This is a genomic window from Streptomyces sp. NPDC054866 (genome assembly GCF_053610745.1).
The window spans coordinates 103,441-121,709 of record NZ_JBSGZA010000004.1 but is presented as its reverse complement, the minus strand read 5'-3'; the positions used below and the strand labels follow the sequence as shown (position 1 = coordinate 121,709).

General features: G+C 73.0%; 14 protein-coding genes. 4 read left to right on the top strand and 10 right to left on the bottom strand.

Annotation, left to right across the window (positions count from 1 at the left end; genetic code table 11):
* Window positions 1-34: 34 nt before the first annotated feature.
* From ACWGI2_RS21270 to ACWGI2_RS21260, 3 genes are all read right to left on the bottom strand, one after another.
* Window positions 35-3,121: an AAA family ATPase gene (locus ACWGI2_RS21270; protein WP_453696901.1), complete on the bottom strand. Its 3,087-nt coding sequence runs from the start codon at window positions 3,119-3,121 to the stop codon at window positions 35-37.
* Window positions 3,118-4,281 (bottom strand): exonuclease SbcCD subunit D, encoded by a 1,164-nt coding sequence (locus ACWGI2_RS21265; protein ID WP_453696900.1) that lies wholly within the window; start codon window positions 4,279-4,281, stop codon window positions 3,118-3,120. The genes ACWGI2_RS21270 and ACWGI2_RS21265 overlap by 4 nt, the downstream gene beginning before the upstream one ends.
* A 126-nt stretch (window positions 4,282-4,407) precedes the next feature.
* A complete protein-coding gene (locus ACWGI2_RS21260; protein WP_453696898.1) occupies window positions 4,408-5,601 on the bottom strand; it encodes a DUF6777 domain-containing protein in 1,194 nt (397 codons plus the stop codon).
* A 147-nt stretch (window positions 5,602-5,748) separates the two neighbouring features.
* Between ACWGI2_RS21260 and ACWGI2_RS21255 the strand changes: the two genes are divergently transcribed.
* A complete protein-coding gene (locus ACWGI2_RS21255) occupies window positions 5,749-7,026 on the top strand; it encodes a streptophobe family protein (protein WP_453696897.1) in 1,278 nt (425 codons plus the stop codon).
* On the opposite strand, the gene ACWGI2_RS21250 is transcribed toward ACWGI2_RS21255, so the two are convergent.
* The 4 genes from ACWGI2_RS21250 to ACWGI2_RS21235 all read right to left on the bottom strand — a co-directional run bounded on the left by ACWGI2_RS21250 (window position 7,015) and on the right by ACWGI2_RS21235 (window position 12,285).
* Entirely contained in the window at window positions 7,015-8,037 is a 1,023-nt protein-coding gene (locus ACWGI2_RS21250) for a serine/threonine-protein kinase (RefSeq protein ID WP_453696895.1), read from the bottom strand. The two genes, ACWGI2_RS21255 and ACWGI2_RS21250, sit on opposite strands and share 12 nt — an antisense overlap.
* A complete protein-coding gene (locus ACWGI2_RS21245) occupies window positions 8,037-9,185 on the bottom strand; it encodes a hypothetical protein (RefSeq protein ID WP_453696894.1) in 1,149 nt (382 codons plus the stop codon). Before ACWGI2_RS21245 ends, ACWGI2_RS21250 begins: the two co-directional genes overlap by 1 nt.
* Before the next feature lie 35 nt (window positions 9,186-9,220).
* Window positions 9,221-11,578 carry an FHA domain-containing protein gene (locus ACWGI2_RS21240; RefSeq protein WP_453696893.1) on the bottom strand — a complete coding sequence of 786 codons (2,358 nt, stop codon included), beginning with the start codon at window positions 11,576-11,578 and terminating at the stop codon, window positions 9,221-9,223.
* Window positions 11,579-11,658: 80 nt separating this feature from the next.
* Entirely contained in the window at window positions 11,659-12,285 is a 627-nt protein-coding gene (locus ACWGI2_RS21235) for a YigZ family protein (RefSeq protein ID WP_453696892.1), read from the bottom strand.
* 100 nt (window positions 12,286-12,385) lie between these two features.
* Here ACWGI2_RS21235 and ACWGI2_RS21230 point away from each other — a divergent pair, with 100 nt between their 5' ends.
* Entirely contained in the window at window positions 12,386-13,072 is a 687-nt protein-coding gene (locus ACWGI2_RS21230) for a 4'-phosphopantetheinyl transferase family protein (RefSeq protein WP_453697689.1), read from the top strand.
* Here ACWGI2_RS21230 and ACWGI2_RS21225 read toward each other — a convergent pair.
* Window positions 13,047-14,714, bottom strand: coding sequence for an amidohydrolase (locus ACWGI2_RS21225; protein WP_453696890.1), 1,668 nt, complete (start codon window positions 14,712-14,714; stop codon window positions 13,047-13,049). The two genes, ACWGI2_RS21230 and ACWGI2_RS21225, sit on opposite strands and share 26 nt — an antisense overlap.
* Entirely contained in the window at window positions 14,711-16,159 is a 1,449-nt protein-coding gene (locus ACWGI2_RS21220) for an APC family permease (RefSeq protein WP_453696888.1), read from the bottom strand. The genes ACWGI2_RS21225 and ACWGI2_RS21220 overlap by 4 nt, the downstream gene beginning before the upstream one ends.
* 125 nt (window positions 16,160-16,284) lie before the next feature.
* Here ACWGI2_RS21220 and ACWGI2_RS21215 point away from each other — a divergent pair, with 125 nt between their 5' ends.
* Window positions 16,285-16,929 carry a TetR/AcrR family transcriptional regulator gene (locus tag ACWGI2_RS21215; RefSeq protein ID WP_453696886.1) on the top strand — a complete coding sequence of 215 codons (645 nt, stop codon included), beginning with the start codon at window positions 16,285-16,287 and terminating at the stop codon, window positions 16,927-16,929.
* A gap of 41 nt (window positions 16,930-16,970) precedes the next feature.
* Here the strand turns inward: ACWGI2_RS21215 and ACWGI2_RS21210 are convergent, their stop codons facing one another.
* The gene (locus tag ACWGI2_RS21210; RefSeq protein ID WP_453696885.1) at window positions 16,971-17,648 is read right to left on the bottom strand and encodes a transcriptional regulator; all 678 of its coding nucleotides are present in this window, start codon (window positions 17,646-17,648) and stop codon (window positions 16,971-16,973) included.
* Window positions 17,649-17,741: 93 nt separating this feature from the next.
* On the opposite strand from ACWGI2_RS21210, the gene ACWGI2_RS21205 reads away from it, so the two are divergent.
* The gene (locus ACWGI2_RS21205) at window positions 17,742-18,197 is read left to right on the top strand and encodes a tellurite resistance TerB family protein (protein ID WP_453399945.1); all 456 of its coding nucleotides are present in this window, start codon (window positions 17,742-17,744) and stop codon (window positions 18,195-18,197) included.
* Window positions 18,198-18,269: the final 72 nt, after the last annotated feature.

The following is an 18,269-nucleotide window of genomic DNA, read 5'->3' as shown; positions in this document are numbered from 1 at the left end:
CGGCTCAGGTCCCGGCGGCTCAGGTCCCGGCAGCTCAGGCCCCGCCGCCCCGCTGCCGTACGATCGACCCCGCGCGCCCCTTCTCGACCTCCAGCTGCGCGTGGACGCGGCGCCGCAGGTCCGCGACGTGGCTCACGATGCCGACGCTGCGGTCCCGCTCCCGGAGGGAGTCCAGGACGTCGAGGACCTCGTCGAGTGTCTGATCGTCGAGGCTGCCGAAGCCCTCGTCGATGAAGAGCGTGTCGAGCCGTACACCGCCCGCCTCGTCGGTGACGACGTCCGCGAGACCGAGCGCCAGGGCGAGCGAGGCGAAGAAGGTCTCGCCGCCCGAGAGCGTGGACGTGTCGCGCTCGCGCCCCGTCCACGCGTCGACCACGTGCAGCCCGAGGCCCGAACGGCCGCGCCCCGTACGGTCGTCGGAGTGGACGAGGGTGTAACGGCCCGACGACATGCGCCGCAGCCGTGCGGTCGCCGCGGCCGCGACCTGTTCGAGCCGGGCCGCGAGGACGTACGACTCCAGGCGCATCTTGCGTTCGTTGTCCGCCGACGTGCCAGCGGCGAGGCCCGCGAGGCGCGCCACGCGGTCGTACTCGGCGCGCAGCGGCGCGAGCCGCCGGGCGCCTGCGGCCGACCGGTCGGAGAGCCGGTCGAGTTCGGCGCAGCGCCGCGTGGCCGCGTCGAGCGCGGAAGCGGCCGCGCGGGCCCGCCGGTCGGCGTGCTCGGCGGCTTCCTGGGCGGCCCTGAGGTCGGCGGGCGGCTGCTGCGCCGCGGCGGCCGCGTCGGGCTCGGCGAGGAGGGATCGCACCGCCGCCTCTTCGTTCTGCCACGCGTCGATACGGTGCTGGAGCTCGCGGTGGCTCGCGTCATCGAGCAGGGCGTCGGCGGCGTCCGCCGGCGTGTCGAACCCGGCGCGGAAGGCCGCGTCGGCGAGTCGCGCGTCGGCGTCCTTGAGCCGCTGGGCGGTGTCGTCGGCGACGCGGGCAGCTTCCGACGCCTCGGTCAGGAGCGCGGCCTGCCGCTCCAGTTGGGCGGCTCGGGCGGCGACGCTGCCGCTAGCACCCCGCGCGCGGGCCAACTCGGCGTCCAGAGCTGCCTGTTCGCGCTCCAGGGCATCCCGCAGAGTGGCGCGGGACGCTGCCCGCACAGCGGCTTCCTGCTGCACGGTGACCCTGCGGTCGTGCTCGCGCTCGGCCTGAGCGAGGGCTTCCCGTGCGGCGTGCAGCCCGGAGGCGCGGCTGCGTGCCCCGGCGTGTTCACCTCGCAACTCCTCGACCAGCGCGGCGAGTTGCTCGACCGAGGGCCCCTGGGGGGCGGCGGCCTCCGACTCTTCGGCACTCGACTCCCCGGCGGACGACCCCAAGGCCGCCGCCCCGGCTGCCGCCAACGACTCCCGCACCTCACCGAGTTGCCTCTCCTCCCGTGCGCGCAGCTCCTCCGCCTGCCGGTAGGCGGCAAGCGCGGACTCCTCCGTGACGCGGTCGACGTGACCGGCCGACTTCGGCGCGGGCGTGGGGTGTTCGGTGGCTCCGCAGACGGCGCAGGGGGCGCCGTCGGTCAGACTCGCGGCCAGTTCCGCCGCGATGCCGTTGAGACGCTGCTCCTTCAGGGTGAGCCAGTGTTCGTGGGCCCCGGTGGCGCCCTCGCGGGCCGCGAGGGCGCGTTCGTACGCGGCGGCAGCCTCCCGCGTGAGGCGATCACGGCGGCGAGCCGCGTCCAACCTGCCCTGTGTGGGCTCCAGTTGGCCCGCCAGGTGCTCCGCGCGTGTCGCCGCCTCCTGGGCGGACTCGATGCGCTCCTGAAGCGCGGCCCGGTTCGCCTCCCAGCCGTCGAGCCAGCCCGCCGCCTCGCGCAGCAGCTCGTCGTCGGCCCGCTCCTCGCGTTCCAAGGACGCGCGCTCCGTGCCGAGTTCGGCGAGGCGTCGCTCGGCGCGCCGGGCGGATTCGAGGCCGCCGAGTTCTTCGGCGACCTTGCGCGCGGCGGCGGCGAGCCCCGACGCGCCGGAGTCCGCGAACGTGGCGGGCAGCTGCCCACGCGCGCGTGCCTCGTCGGCGCTCGCGCGGCGGTGTTCCTCCTCGGTGGCCCGGCGAAGGCCGAGCGCGGGGGCGACCGTCTCGGCCTTGCGGCCACGCTCCATCCGGGTCTGCCGCTGCCGGTGCTCGTCCGCGCGCCCCTGAAGGCGCCCCGCCCGCTCCCGTGCCTGGGCGAACCGCGTCTGCAGCCGGTCGAGTTCGCGTACGTCGTCAAGGCGGCGCCCCGCGGCGGTCTGCGCGGACTCGGCGGCCGTGAGGGCACACCCGGCGATGGTGCGCCGTTCACGGGCGCTGGTGCGGGCGACGGCGGCCCAGGCCAGGACGGCCTCGGCGAGCCCCGGATCACCGGGCGACAGGTCGGGCAGCGGCGACTCCGCGTGCTCCAGGGCTTCGATGTCGCCCCCGGCGGCCTGCTGCATCCGGTGCGCGTCGGCGAGGAGCTCCCCGTCGCCCTCCCGCACCGCGCCCTCGGCGTCGCGCCGCTGCTCGGCGAGCCGCTGCTCGACCGCGGCGAACCTGCGCGTGTCGAAGAGCCGTCCGAGCAGTTTGCCGCGGGCCTCGGCGTCGGCCCGCAGGAAACGTGCGAAGTCGCCCTGGGGCAGCAGGACCACCTGGCAGAACTGCTCCTTGCTCATGCCGAGCAGCTGCGTGATCTCCTCGCCGATCTCCTGGTGGGAGCGGCTGAGGTCCTTCCACTCGGCGCCTCCCTCCGCAGCGGCGTCGTACTCGCGGAGCCAGCTCTGCGCCTTCTCCATGGTCGTGCCGGTGCCGCGCTTCTTCGGGCGCTCCCACGGCGGCTGCCGGGTGACCTCCAACCGGCGTCCGGCGACGGTGAGTTCGAGGCACACCTCCGTCCGCGCGTCGACGCGCGCGTGGTCGCTGCGCAGCGTCACTCCCTGGCCGCTGCCCTGCCGGGGCCCCGGCACCGAGCCGTACAGGCCGTAGCAGACGGCGTCCAGGACGGACGTCTTCCCGGCGCCGGTCGGTCCGTGCAGCAGGAAGAGCCCGGCGGCCGAGAGGTCGTCGAAGTCGATGTCCTGGGTGGTGCCGAAGGGGCCGAACGCGGTGATCCTCAGCCGGTGCAGCCTCATCGGGCCACCTCGCGCAGCGTGTCGTCGGTACGGACGGTGTCGAACGCCGCCCGCAGCACGGCCTGTTCGCGTACGTCGGGTCCCGCTCCCCGCACATGGGTCACGAAGTCCTCCGCGATCTGCTCGTCGCTGCGGCCCTTCAGACGCTGGGCGTACGAGACGTCCGGGTCCTCGGGGGTGCGTTCCGGTTCGAAGACGAGGCTGAGGGTGTGCGGGAAGCGCTCGCAGAGGCGGGCCATGGGGTCGTCGGGGCGCACGGGGTCGGTGAGCGTGGCCTCGACCCAGGCTTCCTCGTGCCGTGCGAGCTCCGGGTCGGCGAGCAGCGTCTCGATGTCGCCGCGGATGCGGGCGAGGGACCGCGGCACCGGGCAGTCGATCCGCTCGGCGTCGATCTCCCCCGCGGCGCCGATGTCGACGAGCCACATGCTCTTGCGGTGCGCGGACTCGGAGAACGAGTACGGCAGCGGGGAGCCCGAGTAGCGCACGCGCTCGCTGATGGCCTGGCTGCCGTGGAGGTGGCCGAGCGCCACATAGTCGACGCCGTCGAAGACCCCCGACGGCACGGCGGCCACCCCGCCGATGGTGATGTCACGCTCGCTGTCGCTCGCCTCGCCGCCGGTGACGAAGGCGTGGGCGAGGACGACGGAACGGGTGCCCGGCGTGCGGTCGGCGAGGTCTGCGCGTACCCGGTCCATGGCGGCGCCGAGGACCGCCTCGTGTCCGGCGCGCTTCACCCCGAATTCGTCCTTGACCAGTGCCGGTTCGAGATAGGGCAGGCCGTAGAACGCCACGTCCCCGTGGCTGTCGGCCAGGACCACCGGGTCCGCGCAGGCGGCGGGCGCGGTGCGCAGGTGGATGCCCGCGCGGCCGATGAGTCCGGCGCCGACGCCGAGGCGGCGCGCCGAGTCGTGGTTGCCGGAGATCATCACGGTCGGGACGCCGAGGTCCGCGAGGCGGTGCAGCGCGTCGTCGAAGAGTTCCACGGCGGCGAGCGGCGGCACCGCCCTGTCGTACACGTCCCCGGAGACGACGACGGCGTCCGCTTCGCGCTCACGCGCGGTGGCGATGAGGTGGCCGATGAACTCGGCCTGGGCTCCGAGCATGTTCACGCGGTGGAACGACCGGCCCAGATGCCAGTCGGACGTGTGCAGAATCCTCAAGACGCCACTCCGGCCCACATGCTCGCTCTCCCCTCCCACGCCCCGGATCGAGGACCGCCCCAGCACGGGCCTCGCCGACAGCACCCACCACGCTAGCGCCTGTCGGCACCTCCTCGATCACGAACCTCAATCTGTCACCGGTGCGGACGGCGGCTGCGCGGGCTCCGAGGAGGGCGGCTGTTCCTGCTCCGAGGAGGGTGTCTGCGGCGCCGACGAGGGGGGCGGCGAGGAGGGCTCGACTGAGGAGGGGGAGGTGGAAGGTGACGACGGGGGCGCCGAGGACGGGGCCTCGGACGGCGAGGGAGACGGCTGTTTCACCGGCGGCTCGGTCTTCGTGTCACCGGCGCCCGTGTCGCCCTTGTCACGTTCGAACCAATCGCCGCTCTCGGGGTCGTACATGACGAAGACGTTCACGACCTGGGTGGCCGGTGCCACGACCACGACGTTCGACGACTTGTAGCCGGGCCACGCGTCGCCCGTCGCCTTCGGGGCGCTCTTCTGCGCGACGGGGGGCAGCAGCGGATTGCCACAGGCACAGCGCACGCGCGGCACGCCCCGGTCGTCGACGAGTACGGCGGTCCCGGCCTGGAGGACGGCCTGATAGGCGGTGGGGGCGCCGTCGCGGTAGCCGTGGTTGGTGACGCGGGTGTCCATGCGCAGCTGTACGGGGGTGAGCGCGCGCAGGTACGCGGGGACGGCGGAGGCCTCGATGTCGAGGACCGAGGCGAACGCCTTGTTCTTCGCCGGGTCCGCCTTCAGGGCGCTGACCTGCTTCTCCACGTCGCAGCTGCCGACCTTGCGCGTCCCGCCGTAGAGGCCGGGAGCGGCGCCGTCGACGCCGCGCGTCACGTTGGCCGACGCCGAGGAACTCGGCAGGGCGCTCGGGGACGGCGGCGTGGAGCCGTCCCGTGCCGTCGACTCGGTGAAGGGGTCGGGCCCCTTCTCCCCCGCGGGCTGGAGGGCGACGTCGCCGCCGGATTTCGAGGTGCCGTCGGGCCGGGTGAGGACGACGGTCAGCACGACCGCGGCCACGACCACCAGGGAGATGGCCGCCACGCGTGGCGCGGACTTCCACCAGGGGCGGTCCGGCTGCGGACCCTTGCCAGGGCCGGGTTCCGGGCTCGCCCCACCGGGCGGACCAGGCCGGTCGGGTGGACCGGGCGGGCCGCCCGGCGGGCCCGAAGGCCGGTCCCCGCCGGGCGGTGGCGTCGAACCGGGCCGGGTGGCGCCGGGCTGGGTCGCGCCAGGCTGTGAAGGGCCCGAGAGCGGGCCGGACGGGGGTCCTGTGGGTCGTCCTGACGACGGCGGTTCGGCGCTCACGAACACTTCTTCCCTGCGTAGGGGGACCACTACGTACGGTATTTCCTTTACGCGCCTATTGTGTGTCCCGCCTCCCGGGAGCCCGCAAGCCGACGCGGTCGGCCCTCCCGAGGGGCGGACCGCCGCCGCGCTGCTTAGCGTGACAACGTGAGCGACCAGAAACCGCCCGGTCGGGCGCCCCACGGCTGGATCCACGCCCTGCTCGCCGTGCTCGCCGCGCTGGTGGCCATGGCCGTCGTCGCCGCGCTCGGCCTGTGGGCCGCCGGGGCGGCGGATCTGCCGGGCGGCGCGTTCCCCAGCGTCGTCGCGGCCGTCGTCGTGATGGCGGTCGGCGGCTCCGTGGGGCTCTCCGGCGACGCCGGGGCGATCGCCGAGACGAACGCCGGGCTCTCCGTGCTGCCCCTCTCGGTCACCCTTGCCGGAGCTCTGGTGATCGCTGCCGGGTTCCTCAGGCCGCTGCGGCACCGGGCTGTCGCCGACACCAGGGAATTGGCCGGCTGGGCGGCACGGTTCGCGGCGCTGTGGGTGCTGCTGCTCATCGCCCTCGGCCTGCTGGCCCGCCACCGGTTCACGATCTCGCTCGGCGAGGGGACCGCGTCCGACATCGGTGACGCGCTGGGGGCGACGCCCAAGGTCGGCTTCGAGACCGACGTACCCCTGACCATCCTCTTCGGGCTGCTGTGGCTTGCGGGCGTCCTCGCCGTGGCGCTGCTGGTCTCGCGCGGGGCCCCGCTCCCGGCCCGCCTCGTGCGCTTCCAGGAGTCGGTGCGTCCCGCGGCGTACGCCATGGTGGTCCTGCTGCTCGCGTACGTCGCCCTGGGGCTCGTCATCGGCGTGGTCGTGGCGGTGACCAAGGGGCATGCCGCCGAGACCCTCGCGGTGCTGCTGCTCGGGCTTCCCAACCTCGTCTGGCTCGCCTTCACCATCGGTCTCGGCGCGTCCTGGGAGGGCCGCGTGGACGGGCCGTTCGGGCTGCCCATGCCGAAGGTCCTCGACGACGTACTGCGCACCCCGGAGGACTCGACGCTGAGTCTGCGGACGCTCTCCGACCACGACGGGCGTGTGTGGTGGCTCCTTGTCGTCGCGGCGGTCCTCGTCCTGGGGGCCGCGTTCCTGATGGCGGCGCGCTCACCTGCCCGGATGCGGGCCTGGCAGCACGCCGTGCACATGGCGGTGGCGCTGACCCTCACCGTGCTCGCCGTCTGTCTGCTGGCCCGCCTCTCCGCCCATTACGGTCTGTCGCTCCTGGGCATCGGGGATCTGGGCGGCGGCCTGTCCGGCCTGGTGAAACTCCACCCGAACCTGGGGACCGCGCTGATCCTCGCCGTGGCGTGGGGTCTGGTCACCGGTTTCATCGGCGGGCTGCTCGCGCGTCCCGTCCACCGGCGCGGTGAGGTGGGGCAGGACGGTTCCTCACCGTCCTAGCCGCCGGAAGACCGGCCGCGCCCAGCTCGGCGGCTCCGGAGGCGCTCCCGGGTCCGCCGGGGCTTCCACGACGCCCAGATCCACCTGCGTGGGGGCATGTCCGTCCGCGCTTCCGGTGGCCGCGGCGCGCAGGGCGGCCGCGAATTCGAGGCAGGAGCCGTACCGGTCCTCGGGGCGCTTGGCCAGCGCCTTCGCGAGGACGCCGTCGAGGGCGGCGGGAACTCCGGGACGCTTCTCCGTCAGCCGGGGCGGCTGGTCGTACTGATGGGCCCAGAGCAGCGCCATGTCGTCGTCGCGCTGGAAGGGCGGCCCGCCGGCCATGGTCTCGTGGACGACGCAGGCGAGGCTGTAGACGTCGCACCGGCCGTCCACGGGGCGGCCCGAGATCTGCTCGGGCGCCACGTAGTCGAGGGTTCCGACGAACTGGCCCACGGTCGTGAAGCCGGTCAGCGACAGCGACTTCTTCGTCAGGCCGAAGTCCGTGAGGTAGACGTGCTCCGGGTGGTCGCTGTCCGTGCCCTTCGCCACGAGGATGTTGCCCGGTTTGACGTCACGGTGGACCAGGCCGTGATCGTGGGCCGCGTCGAGCGCGGAGGCGACTTGGGCGGCGATGCGGAGGGCGGCCCCTACGGGGAGCGGGCCCGATCCATCGAGCAGATGCCGCAGATCCAGCCCGGGAACGTACCGCATGGCGATGTAGAGCACACCGTCGGTCTCGCCCGCCTCGAAGACGGGCACGATGTGCGGGTGCTCGATCGCGGCGGCCACGCGTGACTCGTGCGTGAAGCGCTGCCGGAAGGTGTCGTTGCGGGCGAGCTCGGGGGCGAGCAGCTTCAAGGCAACGGTCCGGTCGAGCCTCAGGTCCTTGGCGCGATAGACGACAGCCATGCCACCCCGCCCGATCTCACCCTCGACCCGATACCCCGCGATCTGCTTCCCGACCATCGCGGAGGGCCGCCCGGAATGACTGCTGGAGCCCTCCGACAGGCCGTCGCGCGACGGGGCCCCCATCACTCGTCCCGAGCCCGAGTCACCGAGCCGGGATCGACCGTGACGGGCGGGATACGACGGGTGGGTTCGTCGGCGTACGAAGCGGGGGCGGGGTCTTCGCGGGACGCAGCCGGGACAGGGTCTTCGCCGGAGGCGGAGGCAGCAGGGGCGAGGGGTGCTTCTTCGCGGGACGCGGCGGGCGCGGCGGCCCTTTCGCCGTACGCGGCACGGGCACGGGCGGGCTCATCGCGGTGCTCGGCGGGGGCGGCGGGCCTTGCGCCGTACGCAACAGAAGCGCCGACCGGCCCTTCGCCGTACACGGCACCTCCGCGGGCAGATCCTTCGTCGTACGAAGCAGCGGCCAGTCCCCCGCCGTTCCCACCCGCCGTCCCCGGATCGGGCACAGCCTCGACCACCTGCGTCGGCTCGGGAGGGGGTGCCGTGCTTGCAGGGTCCGGGGGGTCGCCGCTCGTGGGCCGTACTCGGGGGGTGGGATCGTCTCCGGGCGTGGCGTCGGCTGCCTCGGCCGGCGGCGCGGGCCCGGGAGCGTCCGGATCGCCGGTGGTGGCGGTCCCGCCGGACCGCGCCATCGCCTCCACCACCTGCGTCGGCTCCGGACCCGCCGCGCTGCCAGGGGGCACAGCGGGCTGGACGCGAGGCGTGTCGGCCTCGCCTTGAACGCTCGGGCCCTCCCCTGCCGCGTACGTGGTGAGGCGGGTTCCGTCGCAGTACACCCAGCGCTCGTGTTCGGCGTCGTAGAGCCACATCGACTCGCCGTCCACGACCACGCCCACCCGCAGTCCGCGCGTCCTGCCGCGGAACGTCTCGCCATCGGTTCCGCCGGACGCCAGTTCCTCCGTCGCCCGGCGGTAGCGGCTCAGTGCCTCCTCGGCTCGCGCCAGGAGCGGGGTCGGGTCCGCCGTGCGGGTCAGGGAGTGGCTCGCGGCCGGCGGGTCGCTCGGTACGGCGATCAGGAGGCGGCCGTCCACCCAGGCCGACCAGTCGTTCGCGCAGACGATGCGGGCCCAGTCGCCGAGCCTGTCGACCAGTTGTACCGGCAGCAGCGCGTCCAGCGGCGCCGTCGGGCGGTTCACGTCCGGCGCCTCCCAGGCGAGCAGCCCGTCCTGGGGGACGACATGGGTGGGACGGAAGTCCGCCTCAGTAGTCATCTGGTCCGCTCCTGATCTCCCGTGCTCCGCGCTCGCTATTTCCGCATGACCGCAGGTTCGTGCCGTCTCAGCAGCCTGGCGACCACGTAACCGAACACGACCGAAAGGGCCAGCAGCATGCCCATGTTGAGCAGCCAGATCCCCGCGGAGTGGCGGAACAGCGGATCGGTGGTCAGCTCCCCCGGCACGATCCTGCCGAGGCCGATCGTCCCCGCCATCGCGCCCAGCGCCCACCGGGAAGGGACCAGCCACGCCAGCTGCTCCACCCCGGGCACCCCGTGGAGTTTCAGGAGCGCGCCGCAGAACACCACCTGGACGATGGCAAGGAGCACGAGCAGCGGCATCGTCACCTCTTCCTTGCGCACCAGGGCGGACACGAGGAGCCCCAGCATCATCGCCGTGAACGCCAGCATCGCCACCGCAAGCGTGATCTCGACCAGCGGCGGGAGCAGCACTCCCTTGCCGGCCGGCGCGTTGAGGTCGACGCCCAGCAGCGCCACCAGGGTCAGCACGACGGCCTGAAGGACGGTGATGGTTCCCAGTACGACGACCTTGGACATCAGGTACGCCGATCTGGAGAGCCCGACGGCCCGTTCGCGCCGGTAGATGACGCGCTCCTTGACCAGTTCCCGCACGGCGTTGGCCGCGCCGGTGAGGACGCCGCCCACGCAGAGGATGAGCAGCGCGTTCATCGCCGTCTCCTGCGTCAGCTTGCTCCCGGCAAGCGCGCGGGCCATGGCGCCCATCACGAAGGGCAGCGCGATCATGATCGCCAGGAACGTCCGGTCGGCGCCGAGCGCGGCGGCGTAACGCCGCACCAGCGTCCGCAGCTGGGATCCCCAGCTCTGCGCCTTCGGCGGGGGCGCGAACGCGGCGACCGGGCCCGCGTCCGCCTGCGGCAGATAGGCCTGCGTGGAGGAGTTCACGATGTACTGCTGGTGGAACGGCGAGCGCCGGTACTCCCCCGCCCAGTCCCGGTCGCGGTCCCCCTCGAAGGCCTCGAACGCCTCGGGCCACTCCTCGAAGCCGAAGAACGGGAGGGCGTCCCCCGGCGGCCCGTAGTAGGCGATCCTGCCGCCCGCGGCGAGCACGAGGAGCCGGTCGCAGCCGTCGAGGCTGAGCACACTGTGCGTGACGACGATGACCGTCCGGCCGTCGTCGGCGAGACCGCGCAGCATGTGCATCACCGAGCGGTCCATGCCGGGGTCGAGCCCGGACGTCGGCTCGTCGAGGAAGAGCAGGGACGGCTTGGTGAGGAGTTCGAGGGCGACGCTCACGCGCTTGCGCTGGCCGCCGGAGAGGCTGTGGATGGGCTGGTCGACGCGCTGTTCGAGGCCGAGCTCGCGGATGACCTCGTCGACCCTGGCCCGGCGTTCGGCCTTCTCGGTGTCCTGGGGGAAGCGCAGTTCGGCGGCGTATCCAAGAGCCCGGCGCACGGTGAGCTGCGCGTGCAGGATGTCGTCCTGCGGCACGAGCCCGATGCGCTGACGGAGCTCGGCGTAGTCGCGGTAGAGGTCGCGGCCGTCGTAGAGGACCGTGCCGTCGTCGGCGGGCCGCAGGCCGGTGAGGGCGTTCAGGAGGGTGGACTTTCCGGCGCCGCTGGGACCGACCACGGCGAGCAGGCACTTCTCGCCGACGGGGAAGGAGATCTTGTCCAGGAGCGTCTTGCGGCCCTTGTCGACGGCGACCGTCAGCTCCTGGACGTCGAGCGACACCTCACCGGTGTCGACGTACTCCTGGAGCTCGTCGCCGACCAGGCAGTACGCACGGTGGCCGACGCCGACGATGTCCCCGGGCGACACGGGGGCACGGCCGACCGGCTGGCCGTTGAGGTAGGTGCCGTTGTGGCTGCCGAGGTCGACGATCTCGTACGTACCGTCGTCGAGGACCCGCAGCTCGGCGTGGCGGCGCGAGACGACCAGATCGTCGATGACCAGGTCGTTGTCGGCGGCGCGGCCGATGCGGACGGTACGGGCGGGCAGCGGGCGCACGCTCGTCGGCTGCCGGAAGGTGCCGGTGGCCGAGGGGGTGCGGACGGCGGAGGGGCGCTCGGGGGCGGCGGCCGGTGGAGGCTCGCGGCCGACGAGTACCGCGCGCGGGCCGTCCGTGACGCTGCCGAAGCGCAGGACGCTGCCCGGTCCGACGCCCCACTCCTGGACGCGCTGCCCGTCGGCGTACGTGCCGTTCGTGCTGTGCTCGTCCTCGATCGTCCAGTGGTCGAGGTCGGCGTGCAGGACGGCGTGGTGCCAGGAGACGCGCGCGTCGTCGATGACGATGTCGCTCAGTGGGTCGCGCCCGACGTGATAGTCCCGGCTCGGACTCATCACCGTGGAGCCGGTATCGGTCTCGAGGACGAGTTCGGGCGCAGTCGGCGCCACAGGCCGCTCTCCCATGCCCGAATTCTACCCATTCGCACGCATCCACGCCTGGGCGCGGGCCCCCCGCCCGGCGTTCGCGAGCGTCCCGTACGGGGTCAGGCGTCCCCGTACGCCTCTCCCCCGAGCTCGAACACCGCGCTGCCCGCGGTCGCGTCCGCCAGCCAGGCCGTGAAGGCCTCGACGTCGGAGTCGGGAAGGCCGATCTCGATGGTCACCGCGTCCCCGTACCGCACGTCGCGCACCTCGCGCCCCGCCGAGCGCAGATCGTTCTGGATCTTGCCCGCGCGCTGGTGGTCGACCGTGACGGTGGCGAGCCTGAAGCGCCTGCGGGTCAGCGTGCCGACCGCGTCGAGCGCCTCGCCGACCGCACCTCCGTAGGCCCTGATAAGGCCGCCGGCGCCGAGCTTGACCCCGCCGTAGTAGCGGGTCACGACGGCGACGACGTACCGCATGTCGCGGCGCAGCAGCATCTGGAGCATCGGCACACCCGCGGTCCCGCCGGGCTCCCCGTCGTCGCTCGCCTTCTGCACCCCCGCGTCGGCCCCGATGACGTACGCGAAGCAGTTGTGCGAGGCGGACGGGTGTTCCTTGCGGATGCGCGCGACGAAGTCCTGCGCCTCCCCCTCGGTGGCGGCGGGCGCGAGGGCGCACAGGAAGCGCGAGCGGTTGATCTCGGTCTCGTGCACGGCCTCGCGGGCCACTGTGCGGTACTCGTCGTGCATCCCGCCAGGGTAGGCCCCCGCTCACAGCGAGGCCCCGGTACGGTGATCCGTTGTGACGTCACCCCTGAACCACGTGCGCCAAGTCCCGGGCCGTACCGTCGTGTTGGAATCGCTGCTCGCCGCTGCGCCCGTCACCGTCGTGGAGACCCGCGAGGACCCGGCCGATCCGTTCCTCTTTCCCGAGGAGGCGGAGGTCGTGGCGCGGGCCGTGGACAAGCGGCGCAGCGAGTTCGCCACGGTCCGGCAGTGCGCCCGCACCGCCCTGGCCGGGCTCGGCGTGCCGGCCGGGCCGATCCTGCCGGGGCCGAAGGGTGCGCCGCGCTGGCCCGAGGGCATCGTCGGCAGCATGACGCACTGCGCGGGCTACCGCGCCGCCGTCGTGGCCCGCGCCTCGGCGGTCGTCTCCGTCGGCATCGACGCGGAGCCGGCCGCTCCGCTCGGCGACGCCGACGTCCTGCGGCTGGTCTCGGACGAGACAGAGCGCGCGGCCCTCGCCGACCTTGGCAGCCGGCATCCGCACGTCCCCTGGGACCGGCTGCTCTTCAGCGCCAAGGAGGCCGTCTACAAGACGTGGTTCCCGCTCACGGGCCGCTGGCTCGGCTTCGAGGAGGCGCGGGTGGACCTGGCCCCGGACGGCACGTTCACCGCGGCGCTCCTCGTCCCCGGGCCGACGGTGGCGGGGCGCGCGCTGACAGGCTTCCGGGGCAACTGGCTGATACGTGACGGCATAGCGGTCACCGCCATCGTCCTGCCCCTCACTCCTACCCCTGCCCCGCCCGGTACGTAGGGTCCCCGCCGAGCCACGTGCCGAGCACCCGCACATGCCGGATGGCCATCGGGTCCACCGTGCGCGGATCGGCGGAGAGGCTGACCAGGTCCGCGGGCGCGCCTGGCACGAGCGCGACGCGGTCGTCCGCGCCCGCCTGGTGGGCGACACCGCTGGTGGCCGCGGCGAGCGCCTGCTCCACGGTGAGCCGCTGGTGCGGGGTCCATCCGCCCTCCGGCGCCCCGTCGAACGTGCGCCTGGTGACGGCGACTTGGATGCCTTCGAGCGGCTCGTACGAGCTGACGGGCCAGTCGCTGCCGAAGGAGAGCCGCGCCCCGTCGCGCGCCAACTCCCCCATCGGGTACTGCCGGCCGGACCGTTCGGCGCCGATCCGCGGCATCGAAAGGTCGGTCTGGAGCGGGTCGGGCTGTGCCCACAGCGGCTCGAAGTTGGCGATGACGCCGAGTGCGGCGAACCGCGGCAGGTCGGCCGGGTCGACGAGCTGGACATGGGTGATCACGGGCCGCCGGTCCCAGGCCGGATTGGCGCGGACCGCGGCTTCCACCGCGTCGAGCGCGGCCCGTACGCCCGCGTCGCCGATGGCGTGGATGTGCGTCTGGAAGCCGTCGGCGTCGAAGGCGCACACCGCTTCGGCGAGCGCGCGCGGCTCCCACACGGGCATGCCGCAGCTGTGCGGCGCGTCCAGATAGGGGTCGAGCAGGGCGGCCGTACCGCCCTCGATCACGCCGTCGCTGAAGTACTTCACCGTGCGCGCGGAGAGCAGCGGGCCGCCCTCGGCAGTCACGCGCGCACGTGCCGCGTCGAACTGCTTGCGCTGCTCGCGCCAGCGGTCGGGGTCGGCGCGCTGGGCCAGGTCGACGCGGACACTCAGCGCGTCGTGCCTGGCGGCCGCGAGATAGGCCTCCACCATCTCCGGCTCGACCCAGGCGTCCTGCACCCAGGTGATGCCCGCTCGCGCGTACGCCAGGCCCGCGCGGCGCACGGCTTCGACCAGTTCGGCCTCCTCGCGTGCGGGCACCTGGTCGAGCACCAGGTCGCAGGCGTGCCACTCGCGCAGGGTGCCCATGGGCGAGCCGTCGGGGCGCCGGACGATCCAGCCGAGGCGCGGGTCCGGCGTCGAGTCCCGCACACCGGCCCTGCGCAGCGCCTCTGAGTTGCACCACACCGTGTGGTAGTCGAAGGCCCGCAGTACGACGGGCCGCCCGGCGACCGCGGCGTCCAGCCACCGGGCGTCGAACTCGCCGCCCGGGGCGAGCGCGGGGTCGTAGGACGCGCCGACGATCCACTCCGCGTCCGGGTGCGCCTCGGCCCACCGCCCGACCTCCGCGACGATCGCGTCGACCGAGGTGAGGTCCTTGATCTGCGGGCCGAAGCTCTCCAACCCTCCGAAGAGGGGGTGGGCGTGGCCGTCACCGAAGGCGGAGAGGAGCAGTCCGTCCCCCAACTCGACCACCTCGTCGGCGACTTCCGCCAGCGCGCGGGCGTCGTCCCCGAGCGCGAGGACACGTCCGTCGCGTACGGCGAGTGCCGTGGTGTCCGCGTGGACGTCGCTTCCGGTGCGCACCCGCCCCAGGAAGACCCGCGTCACCGTCTCGTCCGCCATGCTTGCCTGCCCCTCCATGGTGTTCCGTTCCTCCGTCACACGCTCTCCGCGTCCACTGTCGTCAGCCGTTCGTACGCCCGCGGTTCGCGTCGTCGGATCCTCAGGGCCAGGGCCGCTCCCGCCACGAACAGCACGGGCAGCGGCGCGATGAGCGCGGCGTTGACGCTGCCCGAAGCCCCCGTCAGGAGATCGAGGTTGGCGCACACCAGGGCCATCAGCACCGCGAGGCCCGCACAGGCGATCAGCGGTGCCGCGACCACCCGCCAGGCGGGCATGCCCCTGCGGTCGCGCCGGAAGAAGCCGTACACCGCGAGCGCGGCGAGCGCCTGCATCAGCATCACGCCGAGGATGCCGGAGCCGTTGCTCCACAGGAAGGTGACGGTGTACGGATCGGCGCCGCTCACGAGGGTCACGGCGACCACGGCCAGGGCGAGTGCCGACTGCGTCACGACCGCCGTGGCGGGCGCCCGCGTCTTCGGGGACACGGCGGCGAGGCGGCGCGGCAACAGCCCTTCGCGGCCCAGGGCGTAGAAGTAGCGGGCGGCGCCGTTGTGGAAGGCCAGGGTCGCGGCGAAGGCGCTGGTGATGATCAGTACGTGCATGGAGTCGGCGGCCCATGCGCCCGCGAACCGTTCGGTGGCCGTGAAGACCATGTCGGCGCCTCCCTCGCCGTTGGCGACGGCCTGGGCGCGGTCTGATCCGTACGCGTTGATGATCGTCCACACCGTGAAGGTGTAGAAGAGCGCGAGGAACGCCACGGCGATGTAGGTGGCGCGCGGCACCGTGCGCTCCGGCTCCCGCGCCTCCTCCGCGTAGATGGCCGTCGCCTCGAACCCGACGAAGGCTCCGACGGCGAGCACGAACATGCCGCCCACCCCCGAACCGCCCAGGTGTTCCGGCGCGAGCGTGCCGAGGTCGAGTCCCTGGGGCCCGCCGCCGTGCGCGAGGACTCCGGCCTCCAGGACCAGGAGGACGAGGACTTCGAGGACCAGGGCGACACCGAGGACCTTGGCGCTGAGCGTGACCTTCAGATAGCCGAGCACACCGATCGCGACGAGCCCGGCGAGCGCCCAGATCCACCAGGCCACGCGGACCCCGGTCAGATCCTCGAACCCGGACTCGGTGAACCAGCCGAAGGCGACAAGGAGTCCGACCTCGATGGCGTTGTACGAGAAGAGCGCGACGTACGCGGACCCGGCTCCCGCGGGGCGTCCGAGCCCGCGGCCGATGTAGGCGTAGAAGGCGCCGGCGTTGCGGACGAAGCGGCTCATCGCGGTGAATCCGGCCGCGAAGACGATGAGCAACAGCCCTGACATCAAGTAGCCGAGAGGCGCCGCCCGCCCCGCCATGCCGATCGCCAGCGGGGCCACTGCGGCCATCACGGTCAGCGGCGCGGCGGCGGCCACGACGAAGAAGACGAGGTCGCCGGTGCCGACGGCGCCGCCGCTCAGCCCCTTGGCGGCGCCGGAGGTGGGTGCGGTCACGCGGGCACTCCAAGGGGCCAGACAACAGGTCCGAAAACTAAAGCCTTTAGTTCAGGCTCGGCAGGACCGTACTCTGCACACGGGCGGCTGTGAAGCCCCCGTCCGACAAGGGGAGTTGCCAGGCCATGGGCAGAGGGAGACCGCGCATACCGGTGCTCAGCGCGGAACTGATAGCGCGGGAGGCCCTCGCGCTGATCGACGCCGAGGGGTCCGGCGCGTTCAGCCTGCCCCGCCTGGCCGCGCGGCTCGGCGTGAGGACCGCGTCGCTCTACAACCATCTGGACGGCCGCGCCGAGGTCATCGAGGGCGTACGGCGGCTGATCGTCGAGGAGATGGACGTCTCCGCCTTCGACACGCTGCCGTGGCCCGACGCCCTTGCCGCGTGGGCCCGTTCGTACCGCGACGCCTTCGCCAGGCATCCGCACTCCATCGACCTGCTGGCCACCACGACCATCAGCTCACCGGCCACCCTCAGCATGTACGAGGCGGTCGTGGCGGCGCTGGCCCGTGGCGGCTGGCCGCGGGACCGGCTGATCGCGGCCATGACCAGCGTCGAGTCGTTCCTCCTGGGTTCGGCGCTCGACCTCGTGGCGCCGCCGCTGATGATCGACCCGGCCGGGCACGCGCCACGGGTGCCGGTCCTGGCGGCGGCGCTGGAGAGCGCCGTCGGCGGCGACAAGGCGGGGCGGGCCGAGGACGCGTTCGCTTCGGGGCTCGACGCGCTGGTCCGCGGGCTCGTGGCCCAACTTGCCGAGCTCCGTGGGGAGTAGGGCGGGGGCGAAGGCGGTGGCGAGGACGGGGCCAGAGGCGGTCAGAGGTCGCGCGCCGGGGCGGCGAGCGTCTCCCAGAACATCGCCTCGTACCGCTGGAGGAGCTTCCCGTAGCGCAGAGCGGACCCGCTCGCGTCGAGGCCCCGGTCCATGCCCGCGCGCACCGCGGCGAGTGCCTGCCGCTCCAGGTCGGGCGCGGGCTCGGCGAAGAAGGCGAAGAAGCCGCAGGCCTCCTCGCTGAAGCCGTAACGCGTCGGCAGCGCACGGGCGAGTGTCGCGCAATAGGCGCCCCAGGAAGCGAAGTTGGCGGTCAGGGCGAGGACCACGTCGACGGGATCGCCGTTCAGGGCGAGCCAGGCCACGTACGCCGGATAGGCCTGGCAGCCCGCGCGCGGTTCGTACGCGTCGGCGTCGGTCTTGTCCACGCCGCAGGCCTCGATCAGGGCGCCGAGGCGGTCGAAGGCGAGCGTCTCGCCTTCGGCGAGGGTGCGGAAGAAGGCCGCGCACGCCTCTTCTCCGGTGGCGGCCGAGCGTTCGGCCAGGTGCAGGAAGGAGCGGCGGTCCGCGGGGATCACGGAGCGCTGCTCCAGAGCGAGAGCGGTGATCACGGAACGGTTCGCGGTGCCGTCCGCGAGGCGCGGGACGAGCGGGTTGGCCGCCGGGTCCGGCGCGAGCCGCGCCACCACGTCGTCGAGCAGATCCTGTGGGGTCCGTGTCATCGTCCGTCCTCCCTGGCCTTCCGCGGAACTTCTCGGCACTCCTGTTAGTTTCTACAGTGCTGTAGAAACTAGCTATCAACGTACGGAGCTCTCATGGCCCTGTGGGACCGCGTCAAGGAATCCGCATCGACGATGCAGACCCAGCTCATGGCGAAGAAGAACGACCTCAAGAGCGGCGCCTTCCGCGACTCCAGTATGGCGATGTGCGCCCTCGTGGCGGCCGCGGACGGCTCGATCGATCCGTCCGAACGGCAGCGCGTGGCCCAGCTCATCGCCACGAACGAGGTGCTGCAGAACTTCCCCGCCGACGAGTTGCGGCGCCGTTTCGACGACTACCTCGACAAGCTGACCGCCGACTTCGCGTTCGGCAAGGTCAGCGTGTTGCAGGAGGTCGCCAAGGCGAAGAAGAAGCCCGCCGAAGCGCGTGCCGTGGTGCAGATCGGCATCGTCATCGGCGGCGCGGACGGCGACTTCGACGCCACGGAGCGGGCTGTCGTGCGGGAGGCGTGCTTCGCCCTCGACCTGCCGCCGCACGAGTTCGACCTCTGATCGACCGGACGGCTCTCTTGACGCCCCCTCACGAAGCGCCACATCGTAACGGGACGCGGTATCGGGGACGCG